The sequence below is a fragment of the Brevundimonas sp. genome (assembly GCF_047617075.1).
Taxonomy (GTDB): domain Bacteria; phylum Pseudomonadota; class Alphaproteobacteria; order Caulobacterales; family Caulobacteraceae; genus Brevundimonas.
This window is the reverse complement of the sequence record NZ_JBLGCI010000007.1, coordinates 89,849-103,908: the sequence shown is the minus strand read 5'-3', so window position 1 is coordinate 103,908 and position 14,060 is coordinate 89,849. Positions and strand designations below refer to the sequence as shown.

Below are 14,060 nucleotides of genomic sequence, written 5' to 3'. Positions count from 1 at the left end.
CCGATCACCACATGTCATCGCCTTGATAGCCTGTACCGCCCAATGTGGCGAGGGTTAGGCGCACATAGGCCCCCGTGCTGGGGCCCGACGGGTCCACGCGCGTGTTGTCGCGGCGATAGCCGATCTCGAAACGAATGCAGTCGTCCTCGAACAGCAGGCCGACCTCCGCCCGCGTGAATCGATCTTCACGCAGATCCATGATGCCGCGTCCCGCGACGCCCCAGTTTCCGGCGACGAATTGCTGACCGCTGAACTGGACGAATTCATAGTTGCGGTAGCTGCGGCCGGCGGCGGACGATGGGTCCGGGTCCAGGGGATTGGAGCGGTCGATGATATAGCTGACCGTCGCCAGATTTCGCTCGCCCCAGGCCCCATCCATCATGATCTCCGCACGCCGGACGTCCCCGTCGTCGTCGATCTGGGCGTGAGCCCATCCCCGAATCTGCCGTCCCGGAGAGAAGGTCGCCGAGACGACCCAGTCGGAAGCCCGATCCGCCAGGCCGGTCGGATCAAACAGGCTTTGCGCGTCGTCGTCGGCCGGGACGAGATAGCGGTCCTCGCGTTCGTCACGCCAGCTCCGGCCCAGAAACAGGCTGGCGGTACGGTCGTTGCCCCACCGCAAGCTGGCCCTGCCGCCCGCCACGAGGCGCAGGCCGCCCTCATAAAGGTCACCACCGGTGAAACGGTCGATGGCGAACAGGGAGGTCTCGTCCAGGTCGGTCACCTGGCTGTCCTCATTGGGAAGGCGAGGATCAAGATCGGCGCGATTGGAGATCGACACCTGGGCCAGAGGCTCCAGCACGAGATCGGCGCCGTTCTCGAAGCGCCGGATCAGCGGATAGCTGACATCGACGCCAGCGGTGGCCCGGACCCTTGTCGTAGTGACTGCATCGTCATCGGCAGAGGGCAGATCCTCCACCGCATAGGCGTCGGCGCGCAGATTGACGAAGGGCTCCCACCTCAAGCCGATGGGCGAGGTCATCACGCGTCGCCAGTCCGCCGTCACCACAATGCGTGCGCTGTCCACGCCCGGGTACCCGGAGAAATCGGGGTCCGTGGGATCGGCGGGTGGGCGTTGATCCGGCGCCAGGACCGGCGCGCCCACATAGTTTTCCCTGATCAAGACAGCGGCGTTTGCGTTCAGACGGAGGCGACCGTTCAGGATATCCTGCCGGGGCTCCCACATGGCCTCTATGACCGGCGCCGCGACCGGCGTGACCCCATCGCGTTCAAACAGGTTGTTGGCGGGATTGGCCCGATCAACCTGCAGCACCCGCAGGCTCTGGATCGTGAAGGCGGCCGCCGACACATAGGATCGTTCCGTCTGGTGTTCGGCGTAAAGCTGGGAAATCAGGCGTCGGCGATCGCCGTAATACAGACCGTTGTCCTGATAGGGATCGTCCGTGCCATAGCGATCAAACAGGGTCTTGTCTGAAGCGCGCTCGGCCGTGAAACCCCAGCGCCACGGGCCGGCGGGATCAAAGACGCCGTGGGCCAGCAGATAGGCGCGGTGATCCTCGTCCTCGACGCCCGGGATATCGTCATAGCCGTAACCGGCTCTCGCCTCGACGACCCCCACGCCGAAATGGCGGCGCCATTGCACGTTGAGGAACGGGTTCACCTCGGTGTTTATCTGGGGGCTGACGACCCAATCCTCGGACGGCGAAACCACGATCAGATAAGGCTGCTCATAAGACAGGCCGCGGGCTTCGTCATATTCGATGCGCGGGACCAGAAAGCCCGAAGCCCGCTCCACCGTGGGATCAGGGTGCGCGAAGAAGGGCAGCCACAGCACCGGCACGCCGCCCACGCGGAACAGGGCGTTCTGGTACAGAATGGCGCGAAGATTCTCGTCCTGAACGACCTTCTGGGCCTGGATGGACCAGGTGGGTTCCTTGCGCTGGCCATCGTCATCACAGATGGGGCAGGGCGTGAACAAGGCGTAGTTCAACTCGTTCACGGTCGCCGAGCGCCGGACAGCGGTGGCGGCCATCAGATGACTGCCGTCTGCCCCGCGCAACGCCAGGTTCACCGCCACCCCGGTCTGGAGGTTCTCATCCAGCTCCAGCAGGTCGGCGTTCACGACCGTGCCGTCCGGATCGACCAGCTCCACATCGCCGGAGGCGGTCGCGACGCCGGTGTTGAGATTATAGGTGACTTCGCGGCCCCGCAGGTTGCGGCCCTCGAAACGCGCAAGCACTCTTTCTTCATCGCCACGCGCTGAAATCTGTCCGCTTTCGTCGCGAACGACATCTTCGGCTTCGATGTAAAGAGCGCGCGGGGGGACGCCGCCCGAGGCCGAGTCCTGGGCAAGGCAGACCGCCGGGCTGAAAAGAAGGACCGCGGCGCCGGCAAGCAAACGCAAGCGCGTGGATCCGCTGTTCAAACCCCAGGCCTGTGGCATGCTCACCAAGTCTCGCTCCAGACCAATCGAAGACGCTTTCGTTCCGTCGTCCGGTTACCCGTCTTCGGTATAGAAGAGCAAGGTAAAGGCGGACAGCGCCGTCAGGATCGGCGGCAACCAGGCGGCGAAGAAGGCCGGAATCGCCTCGGCCGCGCCCAGGGCCGCAGTGAACTGATTGATGAAGAAGAAGGCGAAACCGAGGACCACCGCCGCGACGCTCATGCGGGCGAGATCGCCGAGCCTCATGAGCCTGAGGGAGAAAGCCGCCGCCAGGATCGACATGGCCGCGAACATGAGGGGCGTGGCCAGCAGTTGCTGAAACTTGAGTCGATGGGCCGTCGCCGAGAATCCGGCCGACTCGATTCGCGAAACCTGAGCCGGCAGCGACCAGAAGGGTGTGGAGTCCGGATCGGCGAACTGGTTGAACGCGTCATCATCCGCGATGCTGGAGGGAAGATCGAGCGATGCGTAGGCGCGCGCGCGCTGCCCCACGGACGCGCCGCGCGCGTCATCCAACCGCCAGCTTCCCGAAGAGAGCGTCGCCATGTCGGCATCGATCCGCTCGGAGAAACGTCGACTGCCGTCCTCGCCCACGGTGTAGATGAAGAACGACACGTCGTTCAGTCGCCCGGTTGCGCGATCGCGACCTTCCGCCCTGATCACGATCTGGCGATTGTCATCGCCTTCCCGCAGCCAGACGACGGATTGCTCAGCATCCGGCGTTCCGCCCCTGATTCTGGCCCTTTCCCGCTCATAGGCGCCGTCCAGCGAGGCGGCGATCGGGTGCAGAAGCGTGACGCTGATCACACCGATCAACAGAGCTGCCCCCGCGGCGGGAAACACGAACCGCCAGGCCGACACCCCGGCCGCGCGCATGGCCACCAGCTCGCTGCGTCGATTTAAGCCGACGAACGAGGCGAGCGTTCCGAACAGGAACACGAAAGGCAGCAGCTGGAGGATCACGGCTGGAGACTTCATCGCGGTCAGGCCGACCAGACGCATGGCGCCGAGATCAGCATGGCCGCTGACCGAGCGGGACACCTCGACGAAATCGATGAGCAGAACGAGGCTGGCGATGACGGCCAGCGACATGCCGAGCGACTTCAGCGTCTGAAACAGTACGTACCGCTCGATGCGCGTTATCCGGAATGCGCCGATCATGAGCCGCTTCCGACCATGCGCGGGCGGGGCAGGGCGGTGACCGCGCGCTTGACACGAGCGATGGGGCTCGACTGGCGAAACACCATGCGCAGCGCCAGGACCGTCACGCCCAGGGGGATCAGATACTGCAAGGGGGCCAGCCAGACGTTCCAGGCCGAGGCGGCCACCACGCCATAGCCTGCCACGCGCGCCACAAGAAAGGCGGCAGCGGCGCTCGCGACCCGGCCGCCGTAGCCGGTGCGGCGGAACTGCCCCCCCAGAACGGCCGCCAGGGCCAAGGCCATGGCCGTCAGCGCGTAAAGCGGTGATGCGATGCGCGCGTGCGCCTCGGCCAGCAATTCCGGACCACTGCCGGTGCGCTCCAGCATGTCGGCGCTGGGCCGAAGCAGCTCCGACAACCACAGGTCCGATTCCCTGAAGGCCAGAACCTCCTCGGAGCCGGTGAAGGGGGTCAGGTCGAAGGCGTACTCATCGAAGGACAGGAAATTGAGCACATCCCGGTTCGAGAACTGCTGCATCGAGCCGGGCCCCATCAGAAGGGCGGGCGCGCCGTCGATGCGGGTGAATCTCGCGGTGGTGGCGTCCCAGGTCGTGACCTCGTCGCCATCCTTGATGTGCACGAACAGGTTTCGAATGAGGCCGCTTTGCTCGATCTGCTGAACATAGACCGTCAGACCGCCTCCCGCCTGGACGAACTGACCTTCCTGAACGAGCAGGGACGCCAGGTCGGTGCGGATGGCGAAGGCCGTTTCTCGCGCTTCACGTTGGGCGGCGGGCTGGATGTAGAGCGACACGAACAGGCTGAACACAGCCACCATCACCGCCAATCGCATGGCCGGCGCGATCACTCGCCACCGCGAAAGTCCGCCGGCGAAACACGCGGTCAGCTCCTGTTCCCGCTGAAGACGGGTCAGCGCCATCAGCCCGCCCACGAGTACGCCGATGGGCAGAACCACGCCCAGCAGCTGAGGCGTCGCCAGCAGGGTCAGTTTCATCATGACCCAGGCGCTTTGACCGCGCTCGACGATCACCTCGAGCTGATTCAGGCTCTGGCTCAGGATGCCTATGCCGCACAGGGCCGCGCACGCCGCCGCAACGGGCAGGGCGATCTGGCGGAAGAGGTAACGGCTGATAAGGTTCATTTGCAGGATCAGCGCCGGTTGCGGCCCGGCGGTTTGGGGGGCATGTAATACAGCATCCTTGCGCGCCGGGAAGCTCAGCCGGTGCGTGTTCGCTTATCCCAAGACCGGGACTGGAACCCGGCCAGGAGTTCGTTTCCATGAAAGTAGAGTTCGTCGCCGACACCGGCGCCGCCGAGATCGTCGCGCTTCTCGTCCATGAGGGCCGCGTGTTCTCGGGCGACACCGCCGGATACGACACGGCGTCATCGGGCGCCCTGACCAAGGCCATGAAAGCCAGCCGTTTCACCGGCGGTGCGCTCAGCCATCTGGCCGTCGCGGCCCCGGCGGGCGTGGATGCCGGTCAGGTGCTGCTGGTCGGCGCAGGCGACGAGGCCAAGCTGGACGACCAGGCCATCGAGAAGGCGGCGGCCCAGGCCTATTCCGCCGTCAAGATGTCCGGCGCCGAGGCCCTGACCCTGGACCTGAAGCACCTGTCGGCCGAACAGGCCGCCCGCGCCGCCTTCGGCGCGGTGCTGGGCGCCTACCGATTCGACAAGTACCGCACGACCCTGAAGCCCGAGAAGATCCCGTCCATCAAGACGGTGCGCGTCGTCGCGGCCGATCCCAAGGCCGCCGAGACCGCGTTCGAGCCCATGTCCGCGGTCGCCGACGCGGTGATGTTCGCCCGCGATCTGGTCAGCGAGCCGGCCAACGTCCTTTATCCCGCCGAGTTCGCGCGCCGGGTCAAGGAACTGGAAAAGCTGGGCCTCGAAGTCGAGATCCTTGGCGAGGCCGAGCTTGAGAAGATCGGCATGCGCACCCTGCTGGCCGTGGGCCATGGCAGCGAGCGGGAAAGCCAGGTCGCCATCATGAAGTGGAACGGCGGCAAGTCCGGCGACCAGCCCCTGGCCTTCATCGGCAAGGGCGTCTGCTTTGACACCGGCGGCATCTCGCTCAAGCCCGCCGACGGCATGGAAGAGATGAAGTGGGACATGGGCGGCGCCGCCGCCGTCTCGGGCCTCATGCACGCCTTGGCCGGACGCAAGGCCAAGGTGAACGCCATCGGGGTCATCGGCCTGGTCGAGAACATGCCCGACGGCAAGGCCCAGCGCCCCGGCGACGTGGTGAAGTCCCTGTCGGGCCAGACGGTGGAGGTGATCAACACCGACGCCGAGGGTCGCCTCGTGCTGGGCGACTGCCTCTGGTACGTGCAGGAGCAGTTCAAGCCGAAGTTCATGATCGATCTGGCCACCCTGACGGGGGCCATGATCGTCGCCCTGGGCCATGAATATGCGGGCGTCTTCGCCAATGACGACGCGGTGGCCGACGCCATTCTGGCCGCCGGTCCCAAGGTGGACGAGCCGGTGTGGCGTATGCCGCTGCCGGACCGTTACGACCGCCACGTGGACAGCCAGATCGCCGACATGCGCAATGTCGGCAACGGCCGCGCCGGCGGCTCGATCACGGCGGCCCTGTATCTGCAGCGTCACGTGAACAAGACGCCGTGGGCCCACATCGACATCGCGCCCACCGCCTGGGTGAAGGATTCGAAGAACCCGGTGGTGCCGGACGGCGGCGTCGGCTTCGGCGTGCGCCTGCTGGACCGCATGGTCGCGGATTCCTACGAAGGCTGACGTGAGCGAGGCGGGGTCCGGCGAAATCTGGTTCTATCATCTGGAGCGGTCCACGCTCGATCAGGTGCTGCCGGAGTTGCTGGACCGGACCCTGCAACGGGGCTGGCGGGCGCTGGTGCGCGTCGGCGATCCGGGCCTTATGGAGAATCTGGACGAACGGCTGTGGGCGTGGCGGGAAGACGCCTTCCTCGCCCACGGCCGCGCGGACCAGTCCCATGCGGATCGTCAGCCCATCCTGCTGACCTCGGACGCCGCCAACGGCAACGGTGCTCAGGCCCTGTTCATCGTCGATCGCTCAGACATGGATGCATCCGAACCGTTCGAGCGGTGTTTCATCATCTTCGACGGCCGGGACGAGGAATCGCTCCAGCATGCTCGGGGGCGTTGGAAAACCTTGAAGGAGGCCGGGGCGAACTTGGCCTACTGGAAACAGACGGAGCAGGGACGATGGGAAAAGGCGGCCTAGGAATGGTCATCGGCGCGATTATGGTGCTGGCGTCCTGCTCATCAGCTCCGACCCCCGACGCGCCTGTTCAGACCCCCGTGGCCTCGCCCCCGGCTAGCGAGGTGGTCGACTACGCCGCGGCGACCCAGCCGATCGGCACCCGCATGCCCCAGATCGATGGGGACCTCTGCCACGCGGCCGAACTTCAGACCCTGGTCGGGCAACCCCGGACCGAGATTCCCGTTCCTGTGGATGTGATCAATCGGCGAGTGACCTGCACCACATGCCCGATCACCGAGGATTATTCGCCTTACCGCCTCAACATCTTCTACGACCAGGACACCGGCATCGTGGAAGAGGTCCGGTGCGGCTGAACCTGAAAGGGACGCCATGAGAACCGCCTTCGTCGCCGCGCTGATCGTCGCCGGCTCCGCCGTATTCGCCGCCTGCTCCGCACTGCCCGAGCATGAGGGCGGTTCGGGCCTGCCGCCCTCGACCGAGGACCAGTGCCGCGCCAGCGAGTATCAGAACCTGGTCGGACAGAACCGCAGCGCGATTCCCGAAGCGCCCGCCGGCGCGACCTGGCGTGTGACCTGCACCCGCTGCCCCGTCACCATGGATCACCGACCCGACCGCCTGAACATTCTCTTTGATCAGGACACGGGCGTGGTGGAGGATGTGAAATGCGGCTGATCCGCTCGGCGATCATCGGCGGCGCCCTGGCTGTCATGACGGCCTGCGCCCAGCAACCGGCCACGGCGCCTGAGGCTCCCGTCTCGGCGCCGGAGGGCGACCCGCCCGCGTGGCGCTGTGACGCCGAAGACGCGCGCTCGCTGATCGGATCGCACGTCGGGGCGGTGACCTTCCCGCAGAACTCCAATGTTCGTATCGCCTGCACCACCTGTGCGGTGACCCAGGACTATCAGGAGAACCGCCTGAACCTCTTCTTCGATCAGGAGACAGGGATCATCGAACGGGTCAGCTGCGGCTAACGCAGGCCAGTCTCACGCTCGAGACCGTACAAGGCTTCGTCCAGGTCTTCCGCCCGCGCTGCGACGACGGCGCGAGCGTCAGCCACACCCCGATTGTAGAAGAGCGGGCCGATCTCCGCCGACAGCGCATCCAGCAGGGTTTCGGCCTGGAGTCCGCCGATGTCCTGGTCCAGCTCATCGCTGAGCCAGGTCCTCAGACGGGCGGTCGCGGCCGCTCGCGCTTCTCGCGAAAGCTCCACGGGTTTCATGCCGACGCCTCAACCAGCGCTTCTTCGGTCCGCAGCCATTCGGCCTCGGCGGCGTCCAGATCGGACTGAGCTTTGGCGCGGGCGCGGGTCAGGCCCTCCAGCCGGGCCGGCTCGCTGACCGCCGCATTGGCCAGATCGTCGTCGATGCGCGCCAGTTGCTCGGTCAGGGCGGCCATACGCTCCTCGGCCTTCTTCGCCGCGTGACGCAGGGTGGAAGGGGAGGGGCCGCCCTTTTTCTGGCCCTTGCCACTCGCGCCGGGAGCGCTCGCTGCTTGAGGGGTAGGCTCAGGCTCGGGTTCATCGCGCTTCTGGGCCGGTTTGGCGCCCTGTTTCGCTCGCTCCAGCACGAAGGCGGCGTAGTCGTCCATGTCGCCCTCGAAGGGCTTCACCGTACCGTCTGCGGCCAGCCAGAGACGGTCGGCGACCAGCTCCATCAGCGAGCGGTCGTGGGTGATCAGGATCACGGCGCCGGTGTATTCGTTCAAGGCGTCCAGCAAGGCGCGGCGGCTGTCGATGTCCAGGTGGTTGGTTGGTTCGTCCAGGATCAGGATGTGCGGCGCATCCATGGCCACCAGATTCAGCAGCAGGCGCGCCCGCTCGCCGCCGGAAAGAGCGGCCACCTTGGTTTCCTGTTTCTCGAACGGCAGGCCGAACTGAGCCAGTCGCGAACGGCGGCTGGATTCCGACGCGTCGGGCATCTCGCGCCGGATGATCTCCAGCGGGGTGTCGTCGGGGTCCATGGCCTCGATCTGGTGCTGGTGGAACCAGCCCACACGCATCTTGCCGTCGCGGTGAAACTCGCCGGTCTCAATTTTCAGGGCCTTGGCGATCAGCTTGGCGAAGGTGGATTTGCCCGCGCCGTTGACGCCCAGCAGACCAATGCGATCGTCCAGATCCATGCGCAGGTTCAGGTTTCGCAGCACCGGCTTGCCCGGCTCATAGCCCACATTGGCCTTCTCCAACCGGATCAGGGGCGGGGGGAGGGGGCGGTCGGGAGACACCAGGGTGAAGGGGGCCACGCGCTCTTCGGGCGGAAGATCGATGCGCTGCATCTTCTCCAGCTTCTTGACCCGGGACTGGGCCTGGGTGGCCTTGGAGGCCTTGGCCTTGAAGCGGTCGATGAACTTCTGCAGGTGGGCGCGCTCCGTATCCTGCTTGGCCTTGTTGGCCTCCATCAGGCGCAGCTTCTCGGCGCGGGTCTTTTCGAAGGTGTCGTAGTTGCCGGTGTACAGCTCCAGCTTGCGGTTCGACAGGTGCAGGATGTGGGTGCAGACCTCGTTCAGCATCTCGCGGTCGTGGGAGATGATGAGGGCGGTGGCCGGGTATTTCTTCAGCCGCGCCTCAAGCCACAGGGCGCCTTCCAGATCCAGATAGTTGGTGGGTTCGTCCAGCAGCAGCATGTCCGGCTCGGCGAACAGGGCCGCGGCCAGGGCCACGCGCATGCGCCAGCCGCCCGAGAAGTGGGACATGGGGCGCTGGATGTCGTCCTGGCTGAACCCGAGGCCGACCAGGATTTCCGACGCCCGCGCCGGCGCGCTCTCGGCGTCGATGTCGATAAGACGGGCCCAGATTTCGCCCATCTCCTCCGGATCGGCGGTTTCGAGGCGCGTCATCAGGTCGTGGCGCTCGGTGTCGGCTTCCAGGATGGTTTCCAGCACGCTGACAGGCGTGGCCGGATGCTCCTGATCCACCGAACCGATGCGGGCCTGTTTCGGCAGGGTGATTTCGTCGCCGTTGCCCGCCAGCTCACCCAGGATCAGCTTGAACAGGGTCGATTTTCCGATGCCGTTGCGGCCCACCAGCCCCACCTTGGCGCCGGGCGGCAGGCTGACCGAGGCGTGCTCCAGAAAGGAACGGCCCCAGGCGTTGAAGGTCAGGTCGTTGATCTGGAGCATTGGCTGGGTCAGTCACGCGAAACGCCCTCAAGCAGCGAGGCGCAGCGCGCCGAGCGTCAGGGCAGAAAAATGGAAAAACGCGCCAGTTGGAAACCGGCGGCGGCGCGTCTATAAGCCCGCGACCCTCAAACCACCAAACCCAAGAAGTCACTCCCATGACCGAACGCACCTTCTCGATCATCAAGCCGGACGCCACCCGCCGCAATCTGACCGGCAAGGTCAACGCCGTGATCGAGGACGCCGGCCTGCGCATCGTCGCCCAGCGCCGCATCCAGATGACCGAAGACCAAGCCAAGAAATTCTATGAAGTCCACGCCGAGCGGCCGTTCTACGGCGAACTGGTGGAATTCATGACCTCCGCCCCGGTGGTGGTGCAGGTTCTGGAAGGCGAGAACGCCGTGGCCCGCTACCGCGAAATCATGGGCGCCACCAACCCCAAGGACGCCGCGCCCGGCACCATCCGCGCCCTGTACGCCGAGAGCGTCGGCGAGAACTCTGTGCACGGTTCGGACAGCCAGGAGAACGCCAAGCTCGAGATCGCGCAGTTCTTCACGGACGCCGACATCGTCGGCTGATCGCCGGTTTTCGAGGAACCGTCGCGGCGGAGGATCGTTTTTGTGGCCTCTCTCACGGAGGACTACGCCATGAAGACGATCATCAAGTTCATCCCCGTCGCGGGCGCCGTGGCGCTTCTGGCCGCCTGCGGCGCGACGATGGAACAGCGCGCCGCTACCGGCGCCATCGCGGGCGCTGCGGCTGGTCAGGCCATCGGCGGCGATACTGAGGCCACCGTGGCCGGCGCCGTCATCGGCGGTGCGGCGGGCGCGGCCCGTCCCGACTAAGCGTCGGACAAACCTTCAGAAGGGAAGCGGCGCCGGTTTCAGACCGGCGCCGTTTTTCTTTGCCGGATGAAGGCGGCCAGGGCTTCGGGATAAAGGCGATGCTCCGCAACGCGGACCCGCGCCGACAGGGTTTCCGGCGTGTCCCCGGCTTCCACCGGGACGCGGGCCTGACCCAGAACCGGACCTTCATCCACGCCCTCGGTCACCAGATGCACGGTGCAGCCCGCTTCCGCATCCCCTGCCGCGATGGCTCGGGCATGGGTGTCCAGGCCGGGGTATTTTGGAAGCAGGCTGGGGTGGATGTTCAGCATCCGCCCTTCCCAGGCGCGAACCAGATGGGCGGTCAGGATGCGCATATAACCGGCCAGAACCACCACCTCGACGCCGTGCGTGCGCAGGGCCGAGTCGATGGCCAGCTCGTGGGCGTGGCGGTCCTTGCCGAACGGCCGGTGGTCGATGGCCAGCGCCTCGACAGCCGCCGCCCGGGCCAGCGCCAGACCGGGCGCTTCCGGATTGTTGGAGATGACCAAGGCGACATCAGCCGGATAGTCCGTCGCCTTTGCCGCCTCGATGATCGCAGCCATGTTGGAGCCGGCGCCCGAAATCAGGATGCCGACCCGCGCCTTGCCCTGCCGCGTGGCAGCCGGATGAACATGGTCACCGCCGGACATGCCAGGGTCAGGCCGCTTCCAGCTGGCCGCAGATGAAAGCGGTCTCGCCTGCGTTCAGCAGCGACGCGAGAACGGGCTCGGCGTTTTCGGGGCTGACGATCAGGATGAAGCCCACGCCGCAGTTGAAGGTGCGGCGCATCTCGTGGTCGCTGATGCCGCCGGTCTCGGCCAGCCACTGGAACACGTGGGGCAGGGGCCAGGCGTCCCAGTCGAACGCGGCCTTCAGACCTTCGGCGATGCAGCGGGGCGGGTTCTCGATCAGCCCGCCGCCGGTGATGTGGGCGCCGCCCTTGATCAGCCCGGCCTTCATCAGCGGCACGATGGACTTCACATAGATGCGCGTGGGCGCCATCAGGGCCTCGGCCAGGGTATGGCCTGGCGAGAAGGGGGCGTCGTCGCTCCACTTCAGACCCGACTTCTCCACCACCTTGCGGACCAGCGAATAGCCGTTGGAGTGCGGACCGGACGAGCCTAGGGCGATGATCACATCGCCGGTGTTCTGTAGATCAAGCCGCGGCAGCACCTGTCCCCGCTCCACCGCGCCCATGGAGAATCCCGCCAGATCATAGTCGCCGTCGCCGTACATGCCTGGCATCTCGGCCGTCTCGCCGCCCACGAGGGCGCATCCGGCCTGACGACAGCCCTCGGCTATGCCCGCCACCACCTGGGTCGCGGCGTCCACGTCCAGCTTGCCGGTGGCGAAATAGTCCAGGAACAGCAGTGGCTCCGCGCCCTGGGCCAACAGGTCGTTGACGCACATGGCCACCAGATCGACGCCCACGCCGCCGTGCAGCCCGGTTTCGATGGCGATTTTCAGCTTGGTCCCGACTCCGTCCGTGGTCGAAACGATCAACGGATCAACGAATCCGGCCGCCTTCAGGTCGAACAGCGCCCCGAAGCCGCCCAGCGAGGGCTCCGCGCCCGGCCGCGCCGTGGATTTGGCCAGCGGCTTGATGGCCTGGACCAGACGCTCGCCCGCGTCGATGTCCACCCCCGCCTCCGCATAGGTCAGGCCGTTGGGGCGGGTGTCGTTCGATGCGCTCATGTCACGCGGGCCTTCGAATTCGTGTCGGAATGTGGGTCGCGCTCTTGCCACGACCGGCTAGCGCCGGGCTATAGCATCCCCATGACGCCAATCACCACAAATGAGGCGCTGGCCGAGTTCTGCGACCAGCTGTCCGGTTCCGAATTCATCACGGTCGACACCGAGTTCATGCGGGAAACGACCTATTGGCCCAGGCTCTGCCTGATCCAGGCGGCGACGCCCACCGTGGCCGGCATCATCGATCCGATGGCGGAGGGTCTGGACCTGACGCCGTTCCTGGACCTGCTGCGCGACCCGAAGATCATCAAGGTTTTCCACGCGGCGCGGCAGGACGTGGAAATCTTCAACAAGCTGGGCGCCATGCCCAGGCCGCTGTTCGACACCCAGGTGGCGGGCATGGCGGCGGGCTTCGGCGATCAGGTGGCTTATGATTCGCTGGTCCGGCAGATGCTCAAGAAGGACGTGGACAAGGGCAGCCGCTTCACCGACTGGGCGCGCCGTCCGCTGTCGGACTCGCAGCTGACCTATGCGCTGGGCGACGTGACCCATCTGGCGGCGCTTTATCCGCGTCTGCGCGACCGTCTGGCGCGTGAGGGCCGGCTGGACTGGGTGTCGCAGGAAATGGAGGCGCTGACCGATCCGGCGCTTTACGACACCAATCCGGATAATGCGTGGAAACGACTGAAGCCAAAGCGCTTCTCCGCCAAATACCTCGCGGCGTTCCAGGCGACCGCCGCCTGGCGCGAGCGCGCGGCGCAGGAACGGGACCAGCCGCGCGGTCGCATCCTCAAGGACGACGCCATCGACGAGATCGCCACCCAGGCGCCGACCGATGCGGACGCCTTCAACCGCCTGCGAGCGCCGCCCAAGGGATTCGGCGGGTCGCGGCTGGGTCAGGACCTGATCGAAGTGCTGCGGGAGGTTTTGAAGAACCCTGAGGAGCACGCGCCCGACATCCAGAAGCCCGCCGGCCGCGAACCGGCCCCGGCTTCGGTGGTGGAACTGCTGAAGGTGCTGCTCAAGGCCAAGTCGGAACAGGCCAATGTGGCCACCAAGCTGCTGGCCAACGTCTCGGATCTGGAGAAGATCGCGCTCAGCGACGACGCCGACGTGGATGCGCTGAAGGGCTGGCGGCGCCAGTTGTTCGGCGAGGACGCGCTCAAGCTCAAGCGCGGCGAGATCGCCCTGGTGCTGAACGGCGCCAAGGTCGAGGTGGTCGAGATCGAGGGCTGACACCCTCTATTCGGCCGCCGGCTCCCACAGCTCGATCGGATTGCCTTCCGGATCGTGGATGCGGGCGAATCGCCCCACCTCCGGCGCGTCCCACTCCGCCTTCGTCAGCACCTCGATGCCGGCCGACTTCAGCGAGGCGATCAGGCCGTCCAGGTCGTCGACCCGGAAATTGATCATCCACTGGCGGTCGGCGGGGAAATAGTCGCTGTCGGCCTTGAAGGGCGCGAACACCGTCGGTCCGGCCTGTTGCGGCCAGATCCACGGATTGTCTGCGGTCGGGCCCACGCCCAGATGTTTCACATACCAGTCGGCCAGCGCCTTCGGATCCTTCGACCGGAAGAACACGCCGCCTATGCCCGTCACCGCCAT

Annotated in this window: 16 protein-coding genes; 8 read left to right on the top strand and 8 right to left on the bottom strand. The window is 66.1% G+C overall.

Translation table 11 applies throughout. The features are described from left to right. Nucleotides 1–4 precede the first annotated feature (4 nt). From ACI8U3_RS09510 to ACI8U3_RS09500, 3 genes are all read right to left on the bottom strand, one after another. Entirely contained in the window at nucleotides 5–2,200 is a 2,196-nt protein-coding gene (locus tag ACI8U3_RS09510; protein WP_415014635.1) for an LPS-assembly protein LptD, read from the bottom strand. Between the two features lie 258 nt (nucleotides 2,201–2,458). Next, nucleotides 2,459–3,565, bottom strand: coding sequence for an LPS export ABC transporter permease LptG (lptG, locus tag ACI8U3_RS09505; RefSeq protein WP_415014634.1), 1,107 nt, complete (start codon nucleotides 3,563–3,565; stop codon nucleotides 2,459–2,461). Next, entirely contained in the window at nucleotides 3,562–4,707 is a 1,146-nt protein-coding gene (locus tag ACI8U3_RS09500; protein ID WP_415014633.1) for an LptF/LptG family permease, read from the bottom strand. The genes lptG and ACI8U3_RS09500 overlap by 4 nt, the downstream gene beginning before the upstream one ends. A 137-nt stretch (nucleotides 4,708–4,844) precedes the next feature. Between ACI8U3_RS09500 and ACI8U3_RS09495 the strand changes: the two genes are divergently transcribed. The 5 genes from ACI8U3_RS09495 to ACI8U3_RS09475 are packed head-to-tail and all read left to right on the top strand — an operon-like array spanning nucleotide 4,845 to nucleotide 7,757. Continuing rightward, nucleotides 4,845–6,320 carry a leucyl aminopeptidase gene (locus ACI8U3_RS09495; protein ID WP_415014632.1) on the top strand — a complete coding sequence of 492 codons (1,476 nt, stop codon included), beginning with the start codon at nucleotides 4,845–4,847 and terminating at the stop codon, nucleotides 6,318–6,320. Nucleotide 6,321: 1 nt separating this feature from the next. Beyond that, a complete protein-coding gene (locus ACI8U3_RS09490; protein ID WP_415014631.1) occupies nucleotides 6,322–6,786 on the top strand; it encodes a DNA polymerase III subunit chi in 465 nt (154 codons plus the stop codon). Beyond that, on the top strand, nucleotides 6,768–7,139 hold the full coding sequence (locus ACI8U3_RS09485; protein WP_415014630.1) for a hypothetical protein: 372 nt from the start codon (nucleotides 6,768–6,770) through the stop codon (nucleotides 7,137–7,139). Before ACI8U3_RS09490 ends, ACI8U3_RS09485 begins: the two co-directional genes overlap by 19 nt. 16 nt (nucleotides 7,140–7,155) lie before the next feature. Then, on the top strand, nucleotides 7,156–7,458 hold the full coding sequence (locus ACI8U3_RS09480; protein WP_415014629.1) for a hemolysin: 303 nt from the start codon (nucleotides 7,156–7,158) through the stop codon (nucleotides 7,456–7,458). Continuing rightward, the gene (locus tag ACI8U3_RS09475; RefSeq protein ID WP_415014628.1) at nucleotides 7,449–7,757 is read left to right on the top strand and encodes a hemolysin; all 309 of its coding nucleotides are present in this window, start codon (nucleotides 7,449–7,451) and stop codon (nucleotides 7,755–7,757) included. The genes ACI8U3_RS09480 and ACI8U3_RS09475 overlap by 10 nt, the downstream gene beginning before the upstream one ends. On the opposite strand, the gene ACI8U3_RS09470 is transcribed toward ACI8U3_RS09475, so the two are convergent. Continuing rightward, nucleotides 7,754–8,005 carry a DUF2164 family protein gene (locus ACI8U3_RS09470; protein WP_415014627.1) on the bottom strand — a complete coding sequence of 84 codons (252 nt, stop codon included), beginning with the start codon at nucleotides 8,003–8,005 and terminating at the stop codon, nucleotides 7,754–7,756. The genes ACI8U3_RS09475 and ACI8U3_RS09470 overlap by 4 nt on opposite strands. Then, nucleotides 8,002–9,900: an ABC-F family ATP-binding cassette domain-containing protein gene (locus ACI8U3_RS09465; RefSeq protein WP_415014626.1), complete on the bottom strand. Its 1,899-nt coding sequence runs from the start codon at nucleotides 9,898–9,900 to the stop codon at nucleotides 8,002–8,004. Before ACI8U3_RS09465 ends, ACI8U3_RS09470 begins: the two co-directional genes overlap by 4 nt. Before the next feature lie 155 nt (nucleotides 9,901–10,055). Between ACI8U3_RS09465 and ndk the strand changes: the two genes are divergently transcribed. After that, on the top strand, nucleotides 10,056–10,475 hold the full coding sequence (gene ndk / locus ACI8U3_RS09460; protein WP_415014625.1) for a nucleoside-diphosphate kinase: 420 nt from the start codon (nucleotides 10,056–10,058) through the stop codon (nucleotides 10,473–10,475). 69 nt (nucleotides 10,476–10,544) lie between these two features. Beyond that, nucleotides 10,545–10,742 (top strand): glycine zipper 2TM domain-containing protein, encoded by a 198-nt coding sequence (locus ACI8U3_RS09455; protein ID WP_415014678.1) that lies wholly within the window; start codon nucleotides 10,545–10,547, stop codon nucleotides 10,740–10,742. A gap of 38 nt (nucleotides 10,743–10,780) precedes the next feature. On the opposite strand, the gene purN is transcribed toward ACI8U3_RS09455, so the two are convergent. Beyond that, nucleotides 10,781–11,413: a phosphoribosylglycinamide formyltransferase gene (gene purN, locus ACI8U3_RS09450; RefSeq protein ID WP_415014624.1), complete on the bottom strand. Its 633-nt coding sequence runs from the start codon at nucleotides 11,411–11,413 to the stop codon at nucleotides 10,781–10,783. 7 nt (nucleotides 11,414–11,420) lie between these two features. Beyond that, a complete protein-coding gene (gene purM / locus ACI8U3_RS09445) occupies nucleotides 11,421–12,458 on the bottom strand; it encodes a phosphoribosylformylglycinamidine cyclo-ligase (protein ID WP_415014623.1) in 1,038 nt (345 codons plus the stop codon). An 81-nt stretch (nucleotides 12,459–12,539) separates the two neighbouring features. Here purM and rnd point away from each other — a divergent pair, with 81 nt between their 5' ends. Further along, entirely contained in the window at nucleotides 12,540–13,691 is a 1,152-nt protein-coding gene (rnd, locus tag ACI8U3_RS09440) for a ribonuclease D (RefSeq protein WP_415014622.1), read from the top strand. Nucleotides 13,692–13,697: 6 nt separating this feature from the next. On the opposite strand, the gene ACI8U3_RS09435 is transcribed toward rnd, so the two are convergent. Next, nucleotides 13,698–14,060, bottom strand: coding sequence for a VOC family protein (locus ACI8U3_RS09435; protein WP_415014621.1), 363 nt, complete (start codon nucleotides 14,058–14,060; stop codon nucleotides 13,698–13,700).

Bases quoted from the DNA above. Each gene is read 5' to 3' on its own strand.
- lptG (WP_415014634.1), bottom strand. From the start codon at position 3,565: ATGATCGGCGCATTCCGGATAACGCGCATCGAGCGGTACGTACTGTTT.
- ACI8U3_RS09500 (WP_415014633.1), bottom strand. From the start codon at position 4,707: ATGAACCTTATCAGCCGTTACCTCTTCCGCCAGATCGCCCTGCCCGTT.
- ACI8U3_RS09495 (WP_415014632.1), top strand. From the start codon at position 4,845: ATGAAAGTAGAGTTCGTCGCCGACACCGGCGCCGCCGAGATCGTCGCG.
- ACI8U3_RS09485 (WP_415014630.1), top strand. From the start codon at position 6,768: ATGGGAAAAGGCGGCCTAGGAATGGTCATCGGCGCGATTATGGTGCTG.
- ACI8U3_RS09480 (WP_415014629.1), top strand. From the start codon at position 7,156: ATGAGAACCGCCTTCGTCGCCGCGCTGATCGTCGCCGGCTCCGCCGTA.
- ACI8U3_RS09475 (WP_415014628.1), top strand. From the start codon at position 7,449: ATGCGGCTGATCCGCTCGGCGATCATCGGCGGCGCCCTGGCTGTCATG.
- ACI8U3_RS09470 (WP_415014627.1), bottom strand. From the start codon at position 8,005: ATGAAACCCGTGGAGCTTTCGCGAGAAGCGCGAGCGGCCGCGACCGCC.
- ACI8U3_RS09465 (WP_415014626.1), bottom strand. From the start codon at position 9,900: ATGCTCCAGATCAACGACCTGACCTTCAACGCCTGGGGCCGTTCCTTT.
- ndk (WP_415014625.1), top strand. From the start codon at position 10,056: ATGACCGAACGCACCTTCTCGATCATCAAGCCGGACGCCACCCGCCGC.
- ACI8U3_RS09455 (WP_415014678.1), top strand. From the start codon at position 10,545: ATGAAGACGATCATCAAGTTCATCCCCGTCGCGGGCGCCGTGGCGCTT.
- purN (WP_415014624.1), bottom strand. From the start codon at position 11,413: ATGTCCGGCGGTGACCATGTTCATCCGGCTGCCACGCGGCAGGGCAAG.
- purM (WP_415014623.1), bottom strand. From the start codon at position 12,458: ATGAGCGCATCGAACGACACCCGCCCCAACGGCCTGACCTATGCGGAG.
- rnd (WP_415014622.1), top strand. From the start codon at position 12,540: ATGACGCCAATCACCACAAATGAGGCGCTGGCCGAGTTCTGCGACCAG.
- ACI8U3_RS09435 (WP_415014621.1), bottom strand. From the start codon at position 14,060: ATGGCGGTGACGGGCATAGGCGGCGTGTTCTTCCGGTCGAAGGATCCG.